Genomic DNA, 20,086 nt, shown 5'->3' with positions numbered 1-20,086 from the left:
GTGCGGAGCTTCAGGTTCAGTGGGACATGACCGAGTCGAGGAACGCGCGCGCACGGGCGGTGCGGGCGTTGGTGAAGAAGGTCTCGGGCGTGGCTTCCTCTACGAGCCGGCCCTCGTCCATGAAGACGATCCGGTCGGCGGCCCGGCGGGCGAAGCCCATCTCGTGGGTGACCACGACCATCGTCATCCCGTCGCGGGCGAGGTCGGTCATCACCTCGAGCACCTCGTTGATCATCTCCGGGTCCAGCGCCGAGGTGGGCTCGTCGAAGAGCATCGCCTTGGGCTGCATCGCCAGCGCCCGCGCGATCGCGACGCGCTGCTGCTGGCCGCCGGAGAGCTGCGCCGGGCGACGGTCCGCCTTCTCCGCGAGACCCACCCGCTCGAGCAGGGTCATCGCGCGCTGGCGTGCCTCGGCCTTGCGCAGGCCGCGGACCAGGGTCGGGGCGAGCATCACGTTGTCCAGCACCGAGAGGTGCGAGAAGAGGTTGAACGACTGGAAGACCATGCCGACGTCGGCACGCACCCGGGCCAGGGGGCGACCCTCGACGGGCAGCGGCACGCCGTCGATGGCGATGCTTCCCGAGTCGATGCTCTCCAGCCCGTTCAGGGTGCGGCACAGGGTGGACTTCCCCGACCCGGACGGGCCGACGACGACCACGACCTCCTGGCGCGCCACCTGCAGGCTGACGTCGCGCAGCACGTGCAGCTCGCCGAAGTGCTTGTCGACGTGCGACAGCTCGAGCATCGGGACCGTGCTCTGCTCGGACACCTGCGGCCTCCTGACGTTCTGGGATGTGCTGGGGGTTGCGTGAAGCCGAACTTAACGCAAGATTGTTTCTAGGAATACAGACTATGAATCTACAACTTTGGAGTAACCCATGGCTGACCCGCATGCGCAGGTGCTCGAGTTGGTCCGCCTGGGTACGGCGACGTCTCGCGCCGACGTCGCCCGAGTCCTGTCGATCTCGGCCTCCACCGCCTCGACCCGGGTGGACGCCCTGGTACGCCGCGGGCTGCTGGTGGAGCACGCCCACACCGAGGCGCGCGCCGGCCGGCGCCCCCGGCTGCTGGCCCTGCGGCCCGGGCTGGGCACCATCGCCGGCATCGACCTGCGCCACGACGCCGCGCGGATCCGGGTGGCCGACCTCACCGGCGAGCCGCTGTCGACCGCCGAGATCGCGATCTCCCTGGACCGGGGCGCGACCGCGGTGCTCGGCGCGGTGGCCGAGGCCCTGCGCGACCTCGACGGCGCCTCCGACCTGATGGCGGCGTGCGTCGCCGTTCCCGGACCGGTCGGGCCGACCCGCGACCAGGTGGTCGCCCCCGCCCGGATGCCCGGCTGGCACGGCGTCGACGTGGCCGCGCTGGGCAAGCAGCTCTTCGGCGTGGTGACGCTGCTGGAGAACGACGCCAACCTGGTCGCGGTCGGCGACCACCTGCGCGACTCCGGACCGGGCCCCAAGATGGTGGTGAGCGTCGACACCGGCATCGGCTGCGGGGTGCTGGTGGACGGGCGACTCTTCCGCGGCGCCACCGGGATGGCGGGCGACATCAGCCACACCGCCGTGCCGGGCGCCCCGGAGGTGCCCTGCTCGTGCGGGCACACCGCCTGCCTCGACGTCGTCGCCAGCGGCTCCGCGCTGCTGGAGGCGCTGGCCGCGGCCGGAGCGGACGCCACCACGGTGGAGGACCTGATCCGGATGGTCGACGACGGCCACCCGCTGGCCACCGGGCTCGTCCGCGAGGCCGGCGAGCGGATCGGCGGTGTGCTGAGCCCGGTGATCAGCTTCTTCAACCCGACCGAGCTGGTGCTGGCCGGACCGGTGAGCTCGCTGCCGACGTTCATGGCCGCGCTGCGCTCCATGGTCTACGCCTCGTGCCTGCCGGCCACCACCGCCTCGCTCACCATCAGTCGCGTCGACAACGGCAGCGAGGCGACGCTGGCCGGGGCCGTGCACGTGGCAGCGGACGAGGCGTTCGCCAGCGGCCCGCTGGCGGCGCGGATCCGCTGAGCCAGGTCACGGCGAGGCGTCGCCCTCGACCTCGGCTCCCTGCGCGACCTGCACCGGCGTGCCCTCGACGTCGACCTCGTTGCCGGTGAGCTCGATGCCCCGGCCGGCCTCGACCGCGATGCCGTTGGCCGCGCCGGCGAGCCGGTTGTCGGCGATGAGCACGTCGGTGGCGGCGCCCGCGCCTCGCCCGTCCGCACCGGCGTCCTCGGCCACCAGGATGGCCCAGAAGCCCTCGCCGGCGCCGATGCCGCTTTCGGTGCCGGTGACGGTGTTGTCGCGCACGACCGTCCCGGGCGCGTTGCGCAGCTCGACGCCGGCCGTGGAGCCGTCGCCCCCGACGATCTCGTTGGCCTCGATGAGGGTGTCGCGGGTGCCGAGGATGACGAGCACGCCCTGCTCGTTGGCGACCAGCCGGTTGTCGTGGACCCAGTTCCCCTTGCCGCTCGCGTCGTGCCGGTTCTCCTCGCCGCCGGAGTTGCCCAGCGCGACGGCGGCGGCGCCCACCCCGGTGACCGCGTTGCCGCGGATCTCGTTGAGGTACTCCCCCTCGCCGTGCAGGTCGATGGCGTCCAGGACGGTGGAGTCGATGACGTTGTCGGCGATCAGGTTGTTGTGGGTGGGGAACTGCAGCAGGATCCCGTGGCGCAGGTGCGTGCCGTCCAGGCGGTTGTCGAGCACCACGTTGTAGCGCGAGTCGTCGTCGGCGTCGGGATCGCGCTGGTCCGCCTTGCCCTCGACCACGATCCCGTAGCCCGACCCGCCCGGGCCGACGCTGGTAGCGTCGGCGACCTGACAGCGTGTCACGGTCACCTCACGGCTGGCCTTCACCGTGATCCCGTGACGCTGGAACAGCTCCACCGCGACGTCCTTGACGAGCACCCGCCGGCTGCCCTCGCCGTCGTCCTCGCCGATCTGCACGCCGTACATCGGCCCGCCCCCGGGCCCCTCCTCGTCCGGGTCGCTGCCGAGGTCTCCGTCGTGCTCGGAGGTGATGGTGAGCCCCACGACGGCAGCATCCTCGACGCCCACTGCGCGCACCACCGCGCTGTCGTCCTCCCCGTCGAACGACGTGCGCAGCAGGGTCTCGCCGCTCCCGGCCCCGCGCAGCCGCACCCCGTCGGGGAGCAGCAGGTTCGCCTCGTCGTCGTCGGGATGGGCCGAGCGCAGGTCGTAGACCCCCGCCGGCAGGACGACCTCGTCGCCCTCCTGCGCCGCGGCCAGCGCCTCGCGGATGGCCGGGGCGTCGTCCCCGGTGCCGGGCTCCGGGTCCGCTCCCGCGTCGGTGACGTCGCGGGAGGCCCCGGTCGGCGGGGGCGGCACCCGGACCTCGACGCGCGAGCCGTCGGGAGCCACCAGTCCGGCCGCCGACGCACCGCGCGCGTCGACGCTCGGCTCGGGCGTGGCACGCGGCGGTGCGGGATCGTCTCCGGTGCAGGCGCTCAGGGAGAGCGCGAACAGCACGATGACGATCCCGCACCGCCGAGGGGCCGACACGTCCGTGGACGACTCGGCCGCCGGCGCCCCTGCTACCTCCTCCGCACCCGGATCACCAGCGTCCGGGTGGCACGCTGCGCGTCCTCCGAGCCGGTGTAGATCAGCCGGAGCCGGTGGGTGCCGGCCCGCAGCCGGGGCAGCCGGACGGTCGCGACGCCGCGCGCGTTCAGGGTGTCGCGACCGCGCACCCTGTTGCCCTCGCGGATCACGACCGAGCCCGCGGCGGGCTCCCCGCCCGAGAGCACCCGGAAGGTGACGCGGGCCCGGCGCGACGGAGTGATCCGCTTCGGGCGCACGGTCGGCTTCAGGATCTGCGAGGCGGTCTTGCCCGCACCGATGCTCAACGGCACCGTCTGCCGCAGCGCGATGTCGGCAGAGGACCCGCCCACGTTGACGGTGTAGTCGCCGGGCGCCGTGGTCCACTCGCCGTCCGCCCAGGCCCTGAGGTCGTCGGGGTCCTCGGGGACGAAGTAGGAGAACGGGTGGTTGGCGGCGTTGGCGTCGAGCACCACCGTGACGCGCTTGCTCTCACCGGGAGCCAGGCTGACCTTCTCGAAGCCCACCAGGCGGTTGAAGTTCTCCCGGGCCGCTCGGGGCAGCCTCAGGTAGACCTGCGAGGCCTCCTTGCCGGCGACGTTGCCGGTGTTGGTGACGGTGTAGCTGACCCGCAGACCGGCCTGCCGCTGGCCCCGGCGGATCTTGGTCACCTGCAGGCCGCTGTAGTCGAAGGTCGTGTAGGACAGGCCGTAGCCGAACGGGAAGAGCGGCTCGGTGCCGGTCGCCTGGTACCAGCGGTAGCCCATCTTCAGGCCCTCGGTGTACCGGACGACCCGCTGCGGCTCGCCGGGGATGGGGTCGCGGCCGATGCCACCGGGCACCCCGGTGTCCTCCTTGTAGCCCGGGTACTGCTCCTGGGTCTGGTAGGCGGCCTCCCGGTCGGTCTTGCCGAAGGTCACCGGCAGCTTGCCGGAGAAGTTGTTGACTCCGAACAGCGCCTCGGCCACGACGTTGCCGTCCTCCTGGCCCGGGTACCACGCCTCGACCAGGGTGTTCACCTTGTCGATCCACGGCATGTTCACCTGACCCTGGGTCTTCAGCACCATGATCGTGTTCGGGACGGCGTCCAGCACCTGCGGGATCAACTCCTGCTGGTTGGTGCCCTCCACGGTCGGCAGGTCGAGGTCGGGGACCTCGTTCGCGGCGCCCGCGGGGTTGCCGCCGGGGTTCTCGTCCTGCCAGTTGCTGTTCTTGTCCCACGTCTCGCGGGCGACGTCGCCGGCCATCAGGATGGTCACGTCGGAGCCCTCGGCCAGCTCGACGGCGCTGTCGATGTCGGTGCCGTCGTTGTAGGTGACCGTGGCGTCGGACCCGAGCTGCTCGAGGACGTTCTCCAGGCCCTCCTCCGGGCTGACGGAGTACGGCGCGTTGACCGAGACGTTGTTGCTCCGGTCACCGCTGCGCGGCGGCAGGGTCGCCTCGCCGGCGAACCACTCCGCGCCGATCAGGGCGATCGAGTCGACGGCGCCCGCGTTGATCGGCAGCTGGCGGCGCGCGTTGCGCAGCAGCACGAGGCTCTCCGAGGCCGCGTCCTTGGCGACCTGGGCGTGGGTGCCGCCCGGGACCATCTCGTCCTCGAGCTCGTCCCAGGTGAACTCGGTGTGCGGGTCGTCGAAGTCGCCGAACTGGAACATCTTGATGTAGCGCTCACGCAGCATGTCGTCGATGTCGGCCTCGGTGACCTCGCCGTCGCGGATCGCGGCCTTCACCAGGTCCGGCTGGTACCACTCCGGCTCCTCGTCGACCTCGACGTCGGTGCCGGCGAGGATCGAGGGCACCGTGCTCTGCTGGGCGCGACGGTCGGAGAAGACGTAGCCGTCGAAGCCCCAGTCCCGGCGCAGGGTCTGGCGCAGCAGCGGCCGGCTCTCGCAGTTGTAGCTGAAGTTCACGTAGCCGTAGGCGCACATCACCGAGGAGACGTCGCCGTCCTTGACGGCCATCTCGAAGGGCAGCAGGTAGAGCTCGTGCATCGCCCGTGCGGGGACCCGGATGGCCGCGGTCCACCGCTCGAACTGGAACTCGGAGTCGTTGGCGACGAAGTGCTTGGCCGTCGACTGGCTCACGCTGCGCTCCTGGATGCCGCGGATGATCTGCGAGCCCAGGGCGCCGGTCAGGTACGGGTCCTCACTGAAGAACTCGTTGTTGCGTCCGCCGTACGGCGTGCGGATCAGGTTCAGCACCGGCCCCCACAGCACCTGGTGCGCCCAGGCCCGCAGCTCCACGTCGAGCACCCGGCCCCAGTCGAGGTTCGTGGTGCGGTCGAACGTGGCGGCGGACGAGATCTGCGCCGGCAGCGCCGTCGCGGTGGGCTCGGGGAGGCAGTCGCCGCCCCGGATCCCGGTGCCTCCGTTGGCCATCCGGAAGTCGGGGATGGCCAGCGCCGGGATCCCCTCGATGTGGCGTCCGATGAGGGTGAAGTCGCAGCCGACGCCGTTGTCGGGGTCCCCGTCGTCGAGGTCCTCGTTCCAGACGGGGCGGTTGAAGATCTGCTCCAGCTTCTGGTCGAGCGTCATCGCGTCCAGCAGGAGCTCGGTCCGCTGTGGCGCCGGGAGGCTGGTGTCCATCCAGGGCAGCTCTTCCTGGGCGCCCGCCGGCTGCTGGATGCCGACGGTGGCCCCGAAGGTCGCAGCCAACAGGGCGAGAGACGTAAGCGCACTGACGATTGGTCTTTTCATGGGTACGAACCGATCCGTCGAGACGTGACGTGGATCACTCACGATGCGCCTCTGTCCCAGGGACTTCAAGGGTGCCCACGTCGCACCCACGGGCTCTCGACGGACGTCGCGCGGCAGCACAGGACAACAGCACGAAACTCGACCAAACCGGGCTCAGGAGGCGTTCACCGAAGACGCTGGGCGCATGCCCCGGTCGCTAGCCTGGCTCGGGTGACCCCCCACGACGTGCGCCGGCTGGCGCGATCGGCGCCCGAGCGGTGGACCGAGCTGGAGCTCGTGCACCGCTCGGCCTGGTTCGACCACGTGCAGGCCACGCTGCGGCACGGCGAGCTCGACGGCGTACGACTCTCGGACGGCCAGCGGATCCGGGAGCGCGGTGCGCCGCCGTCGTCGTGGGCGGTGAGGCCGCTGGAGCCCTACGCCACCAACTACGAGTGGTCGGCGATGCTCGACCCCTTCGAGCTGACCGAGGCAGTCACGATCACCGAGGTACGCCGCGAGGAACTCTTCGGCCGGCCGGCGCTGGCGTTCGTCGCCCACGCCGTGCCCGGCTACGACCCGGTCTGCGCCTGCTGCCCGCTGGTCTTCTCCGAGGTCTCCGAGCGACTCGAGCACGGCGAGGAATGGACCGCGCAGCCCGGCGAGCTGCCCGACGGCGTCGACCTCGCCCTCGACCTGGAGGTCGGGATCGTGGTCAGCAGCCGGGATCGGGGCGGGCGCCGCGGAGGCTGGTTCACCAACGAGCTGCTCCACGTGTCCTGAGCAGAGGCCCGGAGCTCGGAGGGTCGCTCGGCCACGCCGGACCTGAGCGATCCGTGGCATGCTGCGGCGATGCCCCAGGTGACAGCGCAGGCGTGGGTCGCGGTTCAGCCGGACACGGCGTTCGCGGTGTCACAGACGACCGGCGAGGTGAGGCTGGGCTGGGACCCGTTCATCCGCCACCAACACCTGATGGACTCCGCCGACCGGCCCGGCAAGGGTGTCCGCACGCTGACCAAGGCCCGCGTCGGGCCGACGATGATCAGCCGCTACGTCTCCTACCGCCCACCCACCTCGGTCGGTATGACGATGGAGAAGGGGCCGTGGTTCTTCGCGACCTTCGGCGGCGGCTGGCGCTTCACCCCCCAGGAGCGGGACGGGGTGGCCGGGACCCTGGCGGTGTGGAAGTACACCTGGTCCGCTCGCCCGGCCTGGCTGGGCCCGCTCGCCGACCCGATCGGCCGGTGGCTGCTGGACCGCGAGATCCGGGCCCGGATCGCTGCGTTCGCCCGGGCCTGCGAGGACCCGGCGGTCATCGCTGCGGCGTAGGTCGCGGACCCGCGCCTACGGTGCGATGCTGCCGTCATGAGCACGGCGACCGAGGTCTCGGTGACGTGGGACCAGGCACTGGCCTGGCGACTGGAGCGGCACCTGCTCGACCCCGTCGGGTCCGGTTCGGTGGCCGACGTGGTGGCCCGGCTCGGCGCCGTGCCGTCGATGGACGAGTCGCTCGCCGAGCTCGCGGTGCGGACGCGCCGGCAACGTTCGGGTCCCGGCGAGCTCGCGCAGGCGCTGGCGGAGGGGACGGTGATCAAGGCCTTCGCGTTCCGCGGGTCGATGCACTACCTCTCCCCCGAGGACGGCGGCATCTACCTCGCGCTCCGCTGCGCCTCGCGACAATGGGAGCTGCCCAGCTGGGTGGAGTACTACGGGCTCACCGCGGCGGCCTGGCCGGACTTCCGGGCGGCCGTGCGCGAGGCGCTGAGCGGCGGCCCGTTGACCGTCGCCGAGCTCGGTGAGGCGCTGAGCGAGCACCGCGCCTACCGGCACTTGGCACCGGTCTTCGACGAAGGCGCGGGCACCCTGATCAAGCCGCTGACCTGGCAGGGAGACATCAGCCTCGGACCACCACGCGAGGGCCGGCCCACCTTCCAGCGCCTCGACGCCAACCCGCGATGGCGCGGCCTCCCGGACCTCGACGACGCGGGCCCGCAGGCGATCACGACGTACCTGCGCACCTACGGGCCGGCGACGTCCGCGCACCTCCACTACTGGCTCGGCGACGGCCTGAGCGCCGGCCGCAAGCGGCTGGACGGCTGGCTGGCCCAGCTCGGCGACCGGCTCGTCGCGGTGGACGTGGCGGGCACCACCGCCTACGTCGTACGCGAGGACGTCGACTCCCTTGCCGGCGCGCTGCCCTCGGACGCGGTCCGGCTGCTCCCCGGGCACGACCAATGGGTGATGGGCCCCGGCACCAAGGACGTCCACGTCACTGCCCCGTCGCACCGGGGCCCGGTCACCCGCAAGGCCAACCTGGTGATCGTCGGCGGTGTCGTCTGCGGGACATGGGCGCGCAAGGGTGAGGAGCTCACGGTGACCTGGCTCGGCGAGCGGAGAGCCCCCGGGAAGGCCTTGGCGCAGGAGGCCGCCCGGCTGGCCGGCATCCTCGGGAGCGACCTCCACCTGAGACCGACCACCTAGCCCCGCCGCCTGCGCCGGCCGCCCGCCGTACTCCGTGCGGAGTACGGCGAAGTGTCTGCCGTGGCCAGACGCGTCAGCCCCGCCTGCTTGGCAGCGTGATCGCCATGACCACTGAACTAGCGGCGCCCGACCACACCGGCGCCCACAAGAGACCGAAGAGATCACGGACCAAGACCCTGCTGCCCTGGCTCATGGTGGCCGTGTGGGTCGCGCTGGTGGTGGGCGGCTACTCACTCGCCGGCAAGCTCGACTCGGTGACCCGCGATGGGCAGGCCGACTACTTGCCGGCCAGCGCCCAGTCGACCAAGGTGCTCCAGGCCGAGGCCGGCCTGCCCGGCGGCGAGAGCGGCCTGCTCATGGTCGTGTACGAACGGCCGGGCGGCCTCCAACCGGGCGATCGGGAGGCGGTCGAACGCGGCCAGGCCGAGCTGGCGCAGCGATTCGGCAACGACACCGACGCACTGCCCGACATCGTCGACTCCGACGACGGCACGGCCCTGTTGTACGCGCTTCCGCTCGACCGTGAGGCGGTCGCCGAGGAGGCCGGCGCCATCGCGGATGCGCGTGCCCTGCTCGACGACCGGCCGAGTGGCCTGAACGCCTATGTCACCGGTCCGACCGCGCTGGGGGCCGACATGGACGAGGTCTTCGATGCCGTCGACGCGAGGTTGATGCTCGCTACTGCGGTGGTGGTGGCGCTCCTGCTGATCCTGACGTACCGCAGTCCGCTGCTGTGGCTGGTCCCGCTCGCCTCGGTCGGGGTCGCGGCGCTCACGTCGATGGGCGCCGTTTACGCGCTGACCCAGATCTTCGGATTCACCATCACGAGCATGAGCTCAGCGCTGCTGATCGTGCTGGTCTTCGGCGCGGGCACCGACTATGCCTTGCTTCTCGTGTCTCGCTACCGCGAGGAGTTGCACCGCCACGAACGGCCGATCGACGCGATGCTGCCGGCGCTGCGTGGGGCTGGCCCGGCCATCCTCGCTTCGGCGGCGACGGTGGTCGCCGGCCTGCTGTGCCTGTTGGCCGCGGATCTCAACAGCATCAGCAGTCTCGGCCCGGTGGGTGCGGCGGGCATCGGGGCCGCATTGCTGGTCATGCTGACGCTTTTCCCGGCCCTGTTGGTGGTGCTCGGGCGCCGGGTCTTCTGGCCGTTCGTTCCGCAACTCGGGGGTGAGGCACACAAGCCCCGTTCTGGGTGGGCTCAACTCGGCGAGCTGGTCGCGCGCCACCGCGTCGTCAGCTGGGCGGTGCCGCTGGTGATCCTCGGCGGTCTCGCGCTGGGCACGGTGGGTGCCAGCGGCTCGCTTCCGCAACTGGACCAGTTCGCCCGGTCGACACCGGACTCGGTGACCGGGGCGAAGCTGATCGAGGCGCGCTACCCCGACGAGAGCGGTCAGCCGCTCACCGTGATGAGCCGGCCGGACCAGAGCCGCGAGGTGCTGGCCGCCGTCGAGAGTACGCCGGGGGTCGCCCAAGCCGAGATCGGCCGGGCCAGCGACGACTGGGTGGAGATCTCCGTGCTCCCGGTCGACTCTCCAGAAAGCGCGGGTGAGACGGCAACGATCAAGCAACTGCGGGAGAACGTGGGCAAGGTCGCCGGTGAGGCCGCGCTGGTCGGCGGTCCGAGTGCCGAGAAGCTCGACGAGGCCGAGACCAACACGACCGACCGCAATCTGGTGATGCCGCTGATCCTGCTGGTGGTGCTCGCCATCCTCGGGCTACTGCTGCGGGCGATCGTGGCTCCGCTGGTGCTGGTCGCCACCGTCGTGGTGTCGTACTTCGGAGCCCTCGGACTGTGCAACCTGTTGTTTGACCATGTGCTCGGATTCGCCGGGTTGGAGTCGTCGGTGCCCCTGATCGGGTTCCTCTTCCTGGTCGCGCTCGGTGTCGACTACAACATCTTCTTGATGACCCGGGTGCGTGAGGAAGCCGTCCGGCACGGCACGGTCGATGGCACGAAGCGTGGCCTCGCAGTGACAGGTGGCGTGATCACCTCGGCCGGCATCGTGCTGGCGGCGACGTTCGCGGTGCTCGCCTCGCTGCCGCTCGTCATGCTCGTCGAGATTGGGATCCTGGTCGCCGTCGGCGTGCTCATCGACACCTTGCTGGTGCGGTCCATCGTGGTTCCCGCACTGACGATGTCGCTGGGTTCGCGGATCTGGTGGCCCAGCAAGCTCTGGCGCACGGGATAGGACTGTGTCGATGACCCTGTCGATGACACTGTGTGAAGCATGAGGCCGCTCCGTCCGCCAGTAGTCGATTGGCTGCTGGCGGCGGCGGCGTTCGTGCTCGGCGTCGTTGTCGCGATCACGCTCGAGGCGGTCGATTTCGACGGCGAGCGAAGCGTGGATCTGGGGGCGATCGCGCTCCTGGGCGCGATGTCGGCGCCGTTGCTGGTCCGCCGGCGGTGGCCGATCCTCGTCGTACTCGCGGTCCTCGCCGTGTCGACGCCGTACCACCTCCTCGACTATCCCCATGAGGCCACGATGCCGGCCTCGCTGGTGGCGGCGTTCACGGCGGCGCGCTACAGCGAGCCACAGCGGCGGGCCCTCGCCGCCCTGGTGGCGGTGGGTGCGGTGACCGTGCCTGTCGTCGCCGACGAGGCGTCAGGGGCACCTGGCGATGCTCTCCTCGGCGTCGGCTGGCTGCTCATGGCCTTCTTCGCCGGGCTCGCGGTCCGCTTCCACCAAGCCTGGAAGGCCTCCGTCACCGCGCGGCTCGAACAGGAGCGTGCCGGCGAGGTCGAGCGGCGGGTCGCCGAAGAGCGGGTACTGATCGCCGCCGAACTGCACGACGTCCTGGCACACGGCCTCGCGGTCGCGAACGTCCAGGCGTCAGTCGCTGCGCATCTGATCGACCAGCTGCCGAGTCGGGCCGATGCACCGCTGCGGGAGCTGTCCAGCACACTGCACAACCTGTCGGACACGAGCCGAGCCACGCTCCATGAGCTGCGTGCCATTCTGGACATCCTGCACGGTGGCGAGGCCGAGCCAACCGAGCCAGTGCCCCAACTCGGCGAGCTGCAACGTCTGGTGGACATGGCCGAGGCGGCTGATGTCCGGGTCGACGTGGAGGCTGCCGGGCTGCCGGACGAGTTACCGTCGACGGTGTCCGTCGTGGCCTATCGGATCATCCAGGAATCGTTGACCAATGTCATTCGACACTCGATGGCCAAGCACGCGATCGTCCGGCTCGACCAGGACGGCCACCGGCTGCGGATCGCGGTCGTCGATCACGGGCCTGCGCGACCGGACTCGACCGTGACATCGGCCGGCTTCGGGATCGTCGGAATGACAGGCCGGGCGCAGGCCGTCGGCGGCGAGCTGTCCGCCGGGCCTGGCGAGTCCGGAGGATTCGAGGTACGGGCCAGCCTGCCGCTACCGGAGATCTGGCGGGTGCCGTCGTGATCCGGGTCCTGCTCGCCGACGACCAGACTCTGGTGCGCGGCGCGTTCGCGCTGCTGGTCGAGTCCGCTGCGGACATGGAGGTTGTCGGGGAGGCCGGCACCGGCGACGAGGCGGTGACGCTGACCCTGGACCTGCGCCCCGACGTCGTCTTGATGGACATCCGGATGCCGAGCACCGACGGCATCGAGGCGACTCAACAGATCTTCGCTGCCGATGGATCGAGCGGCCCCAAGGTGCTGATCCTGACCACGTTCGAGACAGACACAAACGTACTGCGCGGCCTTCGCGCGGGGGCGTGTGGATTCCTGCCCAAGGACACCCGTCCGGACGCGCTGCTGGACGCCATCCGCACCGTCGCGGCGGGCGAGGCGCTGCTGTCGCCCGGCGCGACCAGGGCGGTCATCACCCGTGCGCTGAGTCGCCCGGACGCGCCGGCGCCCGAGCGGCTGGCCAGCCTCACGGCGCGCGAACGCGAGGTGCTTCGGCTGGTCGCCGCGGGCCGAAGCAACCAGGAGATCGCGGACGAGCTGGTCGTCAGCCCGCTGACCGCCAAGACTCACGTGGGCCGCATCCTCGCGAAGATGGGCGCTCGTGACCGGGTCCATCTCGTGATCGCCGCGTACGAAGCAGGGCTCCCCTAGGCGCTTCGCCCAGCGGTTCGCGCGGCCCACGCCAGAAACAGAAAAGCCCCCGCCCCGGCATACCGCCAGGTCAGGGGCCTTCTTGTGTTGTGCGCCTGTAGGGATTCGAACCCCAAACCTTCTGATCCGTAGTCAGATGCTCTATCCGTTGAGCTACAGGCGCCCGTCCCGCACCGTGGCGCGAAGACTGGATGAGAATAGCGGACCCGGTCGCAGAACCCGAAATCAGTCCCCCCTCCGGACCGCCCATCCCCTGACAGCGACCGACTTTTGGGGCAGCATCAGCCACGGACACGGTTCTGAATCGAAGGAGCTGGCTGACGATGGCAGACGTTGACGCAGCACTGGACGCGGCTGGGCTGAGGAATCCCGAGGTTCGCGACTACGTCCACTACTGGGCGGACCTCACCGGTGCCGCCCGGGTGGAGGTGGTCAGCGCCGCGGACGACGCACGCCTGATCCAGGAGGCCCTCGAGGCCGGCGAGCTGCATCCGGCGGGGCCCGGGCGCTACTACTCGCGCAGCTACCACAAGGACACCGCCCGCTCCGAGGAGCGCACCGTGGTCGCGACGAGCAACCCCGAGGATCGCGGCGTCTACAACAACTGGCACCCCGCCGAGGAGATGACGCCCCTGCTCGAGGAGCGGATGCGCGGCGCCTCGGCCGGCAAGACGATGTACGTCATCCCCTACCTGATGGCGCCGCCCGGCAACACGCTCGCGCCGTACGCGACGGGCGTGGAGCTCACCGACGCCCGCACCGTCGTGCTGCACATGATTCGGATGTCGCGGGTCGGCGTGGAGTTCGTCGAGGACCTCGCCGACCCCGGCCAGTTCGTCCGCGCGGTCCATGTCACCGGCGACCTGGAGCACCTCGGCCAGGGCACCGAGCACGACCAGCGCTGGTTCGTCACCGTCGCCGACCGACGCACGATCCTGCACTTCGGCTCCTCCTACGGCGGCAACGCGCTGCTGGGCAAGATCGCCCACGCGCTGCGCCAGGCGGCGTACGACGGCTGGACCTCGAAGCTGTTCCTCGCCGAGCAGTACATGCTGATCGGGATCCGCGACAAGCAGACCGGGCGGACCTACCACGTCTGCGGCGGCTTCCCGAGCGCGTCGGGCAAGACCAACCTGGCGATGATGCTTCCGCCGGACACCCTGGGCGACCGCTACGACGTGTGGTTCTACGGCGACGACATCGCGTGGCTGTGGGTGGACGAGGCGAGCGGCAAGCTCTACGGCATGAACCCCGAGTACGGGGTCTTCGGCGTCGCCAAGGACACCAACGAGCGCACGAACCCCACCGCGCTGGCCTCGGTGGGCGACGACACCCAGGTCATCTTCACCAACGTCGCCTACAACCCCACGACCCAGGAGGTCTGGTGGGAGGGCCGCACCCCGCAGCCGCCCGCCGACCCCACCGGCTGGCTGGACTGGTTGGGCGCCCCGATCGCCGAGCGCGAGCCGGGCGACACCAGCCCGTGGGCGCACCCCAACAGCCGATTCACCACCCAGCTGGACCACGTGCCCAACATCGCGCCCGACTACAACGCGGCGCCGGGGGTGCCCATCGACGCGATCATCTTCGGTGGGCGCACGCGCGACCGCGAGCCGTTGATCCGGGCGATCCACGACCTCGCCGAAGGCGTCTACGACGGCCTGACCCTGGGCGCGGAGGCGACCTTCGCCGCGGAGGGCGTGGAGGGCAAGCTGCGCTACGACCCGATGTCCAACCGCCCGTTCATGGCCTACGCCGAGGGCGACTACGCCGCCCACTACCTGCGCATCGTGGGGGCCGCGACGGACCAGCCGATCTTCGCCCACGTCAACTGGTTCCAGCGCGACCCCGAGGACGGGCACTTCCTGTGGCCGGGCTACCGCGAGAACCTGCGTCCGCTGCTGTGGCTGCTGCAGCTCAAGAACGGCGAGGCGCAGGGCCGCCAGACCCCTGTGGGGATCCTGCCGACCAAGGAGGAGCTCGACCTCACCGGCCTCGAGATCGACCCGCACGACCTGGACCGGGTGCTGTCGATCGACGTGCCGCGCTGGCGCCAGGAGATCGGGTTCCGCGAAGCCCACCTGGAGCAGTTCCCGCGGCTTCCCGAGGCGATCTGGGAGGCGCACCGGCGGGTGGCCGCCGCGCTCGAGGCCGAGGCCGACTGAACCCACCCCGCGCACGACCCGCCGGCCCGCGCCGTTTCTTTAGTGGATCGATCCAATATGTGACCCCGCAGGCCGGACGTTACCCTCACCCCACCAGAGGACGCGGCGGCAAGCCTGTCGCACCTCATGGCTAACCAGCCGCGACAACGACGCCGCGCGATCACACAGACACTCCACGACACCTCCATCGATACGCTCGATGGGCGAGGTCGGCACCCTACTGGGCGGCCTCGCGATGCGCGAGAGGGAAACGAAGACATGACCGCCGAACTCCAGGTGCCCACCACCCACGAGGGCATCCTCGCCTGGGTCAACGAGATCGCTGAGCTCACCCAGCCCGACAACATCCACTGGTGCACCGGCTCCGACGAGGAGTGGACCCAGCTCACCGAGGCCCTCGTCGCCTCGGGCACCTTCACGCAGCTGAACCCGGCGATCAAGCCGAACTCCTTCCACGCGGCCTCCGACCCCACCGACGTGGCGCGCGTCGAGGACCGCACCTACATCTGCTCGGTGGACGAGAAGGACTGCGGGCCCACCAACAACTGGATGGACCCGAACAAGATGAAGGACCTCATGCGCGGGCTGTACGCCGGCTGCATGAAGGGCCGGACGATGTACGTCATCCCGTTCGTGATGGGCCACCTCGACGCCGAGAAGCCGATGTTCGGTGTCGAGATCACCGACTCCGCCTACGTCACCGTCTCGATGCGGGTGATGGCGCGCATGGGCAGCTCGGTGCTGCTCCGCATGGAGGAGCTCCAGGCCTCCGGTCAGGACGTGCACTGGGTGCCGGCGCTGCACTCGGTGGGTCACCCGCTGGCCGAGGGCGAGGCGGACGTCGCCTGGCCGTGCAACGAGACCAAGTACATCGTCCAGTTCCCCGAGGAGCGGATGATCTGGTCGTTCGGCTCGGGCTACGGCGGCAACGCGCTGCTGGGCAAGAAGTGCTACGCGCTGCGCATCGCCAGCGTGATGGCGCGCGACGAGGGCTGGCTGGCCGAGCACATGCTCATCCTCAAGCTCACCTCCCCCGAGGGCGTGCGCAAGTACATCGCCGCGGCGTTCCCCTCGGCGTGCGGCAAGACCAACCTCGCGATGCTCGCGCCGACCGTCCCGGGCTGGAAGGTCGAGACGCTCGGCGACGACATCGCCTGGATGCGGATCGGCGAGGACGGTCGCCTGTGGGCGGTCAACCCCGAGTACGGCTTCTTCGGTGTCGCCCCCGGCACCAACCAGGACACCAACCCCAACGCGATGAAGACCATCGACAAGGGCAACTCGGTCTTCACCAACGTCGCGCTCACCGAGAATGGCGACGTCTGGTGGGAGGGCCTGGAGAACCCGCCGGCCAAGGCGACCTCCTGGAAGGGCGAGCCGTGGACCCCGGAGTCCACCGAGCTGTCCAGCCACCCGAACTCGCGCTACTGCACGCCGATCAAGCAGTGCGACATCCTCGCGGCCGAGTACGACGACCCGCGCGGCGTGCCGATCGACGCGATCCTCTTCGGCGGTCGCCGCAAGACGACCATCCCGCTGGTGACCGAGGCCCGCGACTGGGTCCACGGCACCTTCATGGGCGCCACTCTCTCCTCGGAGACCACCGCCGCCGCGGTGGGCGCGGTCGGCGTGGTGCGCCGCGACCCGATGGCGATGCTGCCCTTCATCGGGTACAACGCCGGTGACTACTTCAGCCACTGGATCAACGTCGGCAAGGACAACGACGCCGCCAAGCTGCCGCGGATCTTCTACGTCAACTGGTTCCGTCGCGACCAGGACGGCGGCTTCCTGTGGCCGGGGTTCGGTGAGAACAGCCGCGTGCTGAAGTGGATCGTCGAGCGCATCGACGGCCAGGCGGCCGCGGTCGAGACCCCCATCGGTCACGTCCCGGCTCCCGGCTCCCTCGACGTCGACGGCCTGGACATGTCCGCCGAGGACCTCGAGGCCGCCCTCAAGGTCGACCCGGAGGAGTGGAAGGCCGAGATCCCGCAGATCCAGGAGTGGTTCGAGAAGTTCGGCGACGACCTGCCGACCGTGCTGTGGAGTGAGCTGGACGGCCTCAAGCAGCGTCTCAACGGCTGATCCTCGACCCCGCGGCCCACGCTGCGGAGCGAGTCCGTCCCAGGGCCCCATCCGATGACTTCGGGTGGGGCCCTGCGCCGTACCGCGATCGAATGGATAATGCGCACGGGGCTAGGGGAGGGACAGCGTGGATCAGTACGGGCCAGAGGAACGCGAGCTCTTCGAGACTCAAGCGCGCGCCTTGTACGAGCACGTCCTGACGACGGGCCCGCTGCCCGAGCAGCATCCGCGCATCATCGCAGGGGGTCCCGACAACGCGGCGTTCCTTCTGCTGAGCGAGCTCGGCCTCCTGGTCTATGAGGCCGCGACGGGGTGCTACGTGGCGGCCGACCCGTCGGCGGCACAGGCGCGTGTCGTGACGCCGTTGGGACTCCAGGGCGCCGAGCTGCTCCAGGAGTCCTCCCAGTGGGCGGAGGCATTCAAGTCGCTGTCCCAGACCTGGCGGCGGGCCCCGCACCCTGCGCTCGGCTCCATCACCGAGCTTCGGGCCGAGGCCATCAACCCCTTCCTCACCTCGCTCGTCCGAGATGCGGAGTCGGAGCTGCTGACCGCACAACCGCAGGCCGGCCGCGCCGCAGCGCTGGAGACGGCCCTGCAACGCGACATCGCCGCCCTCGACCGCGGCGTGGAGATGCGGACCCTCTACCAGCACGCCGCCCGGCGAAACTCGCAGACGCACCGGTACGTCGCAGCCGTGACCGCACGCGGGGCGGAGGTACGCACGCTCGACGAGTTCTTCAACCGACTCATCGTCGTCGACCGCAGGATCGCGGTCATCCCCGGCCACGAGGGGCTCTACGTGGCCCTGGCGATCCGCGACCCCTCGCTGGTGGCCTACCTCGTCGACATGTTCGAGAGGCACTGGGAGCGTGCCCGGCCGTTCACGAACCGCGAGACCTCGATGATGAAGGACATCGCCGCGGAGCAGCGGGCGATGACGATCCGGATGCTCATCGAGGGTCACGCCGACCCGACCAGCGCGAAGCGGCTCGGTGTCAGCCCTCGCACCTACGCCGGCTACATCTCCGACCTCAAGGAGGAGTACGAGGCGCAGACCCGGTTCCAGCTCGGCTACGCGATGGGAAGCCAGGGCGTCTCGGGTCAGGAGCACCTGTCCGATCCTGAGTGATCCCCAGTGACGAGCACCCGAGCAGGTGGGCGCTCAGAAATATCACAAGGGCAGTGACGTTACCGTCACTGCCCTTGTGCCTTGAGACGGGCCGGGGGGGATGGCTCAGGGACCGAACATGTGGGGGTTGGTTGGTCCGCGTCTCAGGGAATGTGGGGGGCTACCAGCCCCAGCTGGTGTCACGCAGCTGGACTACCTTCGAGGAGTCCGTCTTGCCACCAGGAGCTGCCTGCGCAGGCACCGTGGTCCCGAGAACAGTAAGGCTGATGACCGCAGCCGCCAGTGCAACACCGAAACGACGCACGTTCTTCATAGTGACCTCACCTTCTTGCGAGGGTCACCGGCGACCCTCCCTGGGAAGCATTCTGCTGGGACTCGAAGGCAGTTACACGGAAACGCTGCCTCACAAACTTGCATTGCATCAAATTGCAAACCCGGGGCCTGCTTTTGCGGCGGGGCGTCGGCTTCCCCGGTCGGCCGGGGAACCCTGAACTTGTCGGCCGAAACTTCGCCCGACACGTCCAGGAACTGCCCCGCTCCGCACCCTCCGCGCCGCCTACCCGCAGGTAACTGGTGGATCGCACGCACCAGGTGCACGGGAACCTCCAGTTACCCGCCGGTCGCCTGGTGACAGCCATCCAGGTGGGGACGGGCGGGGTCTGGTTGGGGGTCGCTGCCTCGGGTTTTAGCTCGACCGGTCCCGGTCCCGGTCCCGTCCGGCACGGCTCGAACCGGGGCGGGCAGGGGGCGGGCAGGGGCGTCGGCTTCCCCGGTCAGCCGGGGAACCCTGAACTTGTCGGCCGAAACTTCGCCCGACAAGTTCAGTAGTTGACAGCGCGGCTCACCTCAGCGGACGCGTGAGTCACACCACCACCACCGCCGACAGGCCCCGCGCACCCCGCCTGCCAGCCACTGACGACGCACCCCCGCCGTACGCCGTACGCCGTACGCCGTACGCCGTACGCCGCTCCCCGCAGCACCGGCCCCACGGCCAAGCCCAACCCAGCCCACGCCCCGCGCACCCTCCACGGTTTCGACGTCTCGAGAGCTGCCGGGCCACCGCCCCACCCGGAACGCCCGCAGCCAGGAGCGTCGGTTCCCCCGGCCGACCGGGGAAACCTCCACCCGAAAGCCACCGAATCACCCGCAAGCACCCGAAAGGGACCGAAATGACGAGAGCCGCCCCGGTTCCCGGTCTCCCGGGCCTGGGGCGGCTCCTGCACCGACTCACGTCGGTCCGACTCACGACTCTCGTCGTGAGCCCACTGCGGAGGCGGCGGGATTTGAACCCGCGAGAGGGCACAACCCTCAACCCGCTTAGCAGGCGGGCGCCATAGACCGGACTAGGCGACGCCTCCTCGACAGCCGTCACAGGCTACAAGGCACCGTGCGCTCTTGCCGAATCAGGGGTGGGACCGGCGCGTCCTCGGGGCTCGCAGCGACGCCGGCTCAGAGCCGACGCAGGCCCTGTCCGCGCTGGAGGTGGTCCTGGAGGTCACGCACGAAGGCCTCACGCTGGACCGCCAGGACGGTGACCGGGATCGTCGTCGTCCGGCCGTCCTTCAGCCGGATCACCACGCAGGGGCTTCCGCCGACGTTGGCGGTGACGGCGTCCTCGACGTCCTTCCACCGCGCCTGGGTCACGCCCGCGCCGCGCACGTGGCGGACCTGGTAGCCCTCCTCCCCCAGCCGTACGGCGTACCCGCGGGTGAGCACGACGACGCCGAGCGCACCCAGCGCCACCAGGCACACCACACCCACCACCGGCAGCAGCCAGCCGGGCAGCCCGACCGCGACGAGCAGCAGGGCGAGGAGCACGGCCACCCCCGCGACGACCAGCGTCGAGCCCAGCAGGCGAGCGGTCAGCGAGGCGGAGAGTCGGTAGTCGGACACGACACGATTGAAGCAAGACCGGCCCGCATCCTGCTCATCGGGGGCGCAGTTGTGATCGCCGGGTGCGG

14 protein-coding genes and 2 tRNA genes are annotated in these 20,086 nt (G+C 70.3%); 10 read left to right on the top strand and 6 right to left on the bottom strand.

Annotated features, from left to right (window positions below; all coding sequences use genetic code 11):
* Positions 1–16 precede the first annotated feature (16 nt).
* Positions 17–745 carry an amino acid ABC transporter ATP-binding protein gene (locus tag AC6EH9_RS03025; RefSeq protein WP_498420620.1) on the bottom strand — a complete coding sequence of 243 codons (729 nt, stop codon included), beginning with the start codon at positions 743–745 and terminating at the stop codon, positions 17–19.
* 133 nt (positions 746–878) lie between these two features.
* Here AC6EH9_RS03025 and AC6EH9_RS03020 point away from each other — a divergent pair, with 133 nt between their 5' ends.
* Positions 879–2,012 carry an ROK family transcriptional regulator gene (locus tag AC6EH9_RS03020; RefSeq protein WP_498420384.1) on the top strand — a complete coding sequence of 378 codons (1,134 nt, stop codon included), beginning with the start codon at positions 879–881 and terminating at the stop codon, positions 2,010–2,012.
* Positions 2,013–2,018: 6 nt separating this feature from the next.
* Here AC6EH9_RS03020 and AC6EH9_RS03015 read toward each other — a convergent pair whose 3' ends face one another.
* Together AC6EH9_RS03015 and AC6EH9_RS03010 are read right to left on the bottom strand one after the other, a co-directional pair.
* Complete coding sequence (locus tag AC6EH9_RS03015) at positions 2,019–3,473, bottom strand: NosD domain-containing protein (RefSeq protein WP_498420383.1); 1,455 nt, start codon at positions 3,471–3,473, stop codon at positions 2,019–2,021.
* Positions 3,474–3,538: 65 nt separating this feature from the next.
* On the bottom strand, positions 3,539–6,196 hold the full coding sequence (locus AC6EH9_RS03010) for a glycoside hydrolase family 3 C-terminal domain-containing protein (RefSeq protein WP_498420382.1): 2,658 nt from the start codon (positions 6,194–6,196) through the stop codon (positions 3,539–3,541).
* A gap of 252 nt (positions 6,197–6,448) precedes the next feature.
* Here AC6EH9_RS03010 and AC6EH9_RS03005 point away from each other — a divergent pair, with 252 nt between their 5' ends.
* The 6 genes from AC6EH9_RS03005 (at position 6,449) to AC6EH9_RS02980 (ending at position 12,749) form a co-directional block, all read left to right on the top strand.
* Positions 6,449–7,000: a hypothetical protein gene (locus AC6EH9_RS03005; RefSeq protein ID WP_498420381.1), complete on the top strand. Its 552-nt coding sequence runs from the start codon at positions 6,449–6,451 to the stop codon at positions 6,998–7,000.
* A gap of 69 nt (positions 7,001–7,069) precedes the next feature.
* Positions 7,070–7,546 carry an SRPBCC family protein gene (locus AC6EH9_RS03000; RefSeq protein WP_498420379.1) on the top strand — a complete coding sequence of 159 codons (477 nt, stop codon included), beginning with the start codon at positions 7,070–7,072 and terminating at the stop codon, positions 7,544–7,546.
* Positions 7,547–7,582: 36 nt separating this feature from the next.
* Positions 7,583–8,698, top strand: a complete 1,116-nt coding sequence (locus tag AC6EH9_RS02995) for a DNA glycosylase AlkZ-like family protein (RefSeq protein ID WP_498420377.1) — start codon at positions 7,583–7,585, stop codon at positions 8,696–8,698.
* A gap of 104 nt (positions 8,699–8,802) precedes the next feature.
* Positions 8,803–10,893, top strand: coding sequence for an MMPL family transporter (locus AC6EH9_RS02990; RefSeq protein WP_498420376.1), 2,091 nt, complete (start codon positions 8,803–8,805; stop codon positions 10,891–10,893).
* A gap of 39 nt (positions 10,894–10,932) precedes the next feature.
* Positions 10,933–12,108: a sensor histidine kinase gene (locus AC6EH9_RS02985; RefSeq protein WP_498420374.1), complete on the top strand. Its 1,176-nt coding sequence runs from the start codon at positions 10,933–10,935 to the stop codon at positions 12,106–12,108.
* A complete protein-coding gene (locus AC6EH9_RS02980) occupies positions 12,105–12,749 on the top strand; it encodes a response regulator (protein ID WP_498420372.1) in 645 nt (214 codons plus the stop codon). Before AC6EH9_RS02985 ends, AC6EH9_RS02980 begins: the two co-directional genes overlap by 4 nt.
* A 90-nt stretch (positions 12,750–12,839) precedes the next feature.
* Here AC6EH9_RS02980 and AC6EH9_RS02975 read toward each other — a convergent pair.
* A tRNA-Arg gene (locus AC6EH9_RS02975) sits at positions 12,840–12,912 on the bottom strand.
* Positions 12,913–13,072: 160 nt separating this feature from the next.
* On the opposite strand from AC6EH9_RS02975, the gene AC6EH9_RS02970 reads away from it, so the two are divergent.
* The 3 genes from AC6EH9_RS02970 to AC6EH9_RS02960 all read left to right on the top strand — a co-directional run bounded on the left by AC6EH9_RS02970 (position 13,073) and on the right by AC6EH9_RS02960 (position 18,125).
* Positions 13,073–14,914, top strand: a complete 1,842-nt coding sequence (locus AC6EH9_RS02970) for a phosphoenolpyruvate carboxykinase (GTP) (protein ID WP_498420371.1) — start codon at positions 13,073–13,075, stop codon at positions 14,912–14,914.
* Positions 14,915–15,172: 258 nt separating this feature from the next.
* On the top strand, positions 15,173–16,996 hold the full coding sequence (locus AC6EH9_RS02965; protein ID WP_498420369.1) for a phosphoenolpyruvate carboxykinase (GTP): 1,824 nt from the start codon (positions 15,173–15,175) through the stop codon (positions 16,994–16,996).
* 181 nt (positions 16,997–17,177) lie between these two features.
* On the top strand, positions 17,178–18,125 hold the full coding sequence (locus AC6EH9_RS02960) for a LuxR family transcriptional regulator (protein ID WP_498420367.1): 948 nt from the start codon (positions 17,178–17,180) through the stop codon (positions 18,123–18,125).
* A gap of 1,268 nt (positions 18,126–19,393) precedes the next feature.
* Here AC6EH9_RS02960 and AC6EH9_RS02955 read toward each other — a convergent pair.
* Both AC6EH9_RS02955 and AC6EH9_RS02950 read right to left on the bottom strand, forming a co-directional pair.
* Positions 19,394–19,483: transfer RNA gene (locus AC6EH9_RS02955), tRNA-Ser, on the bottom strand.
* Positions 19,484–19,574: 91 nt separating this feature from the next.
* A complete protein-coding gene (locus AC6EH9_RS02950) occupies positions 19,575–20,018 on the bottom strand; it encodes a hypothetical protein (RefSeq protein WP_498420365.1) in 444 nt (147 codons plus the stop codon).
* Positions 20,019–20,086 lie beyond the last annotated feature (68 nt).

This window comes from Nocardioides sp. Z21_20, assembly GCF_059766585.1.
This window is presented reverse-complemented; position numbering and strand designations above follow the sequence as displayed.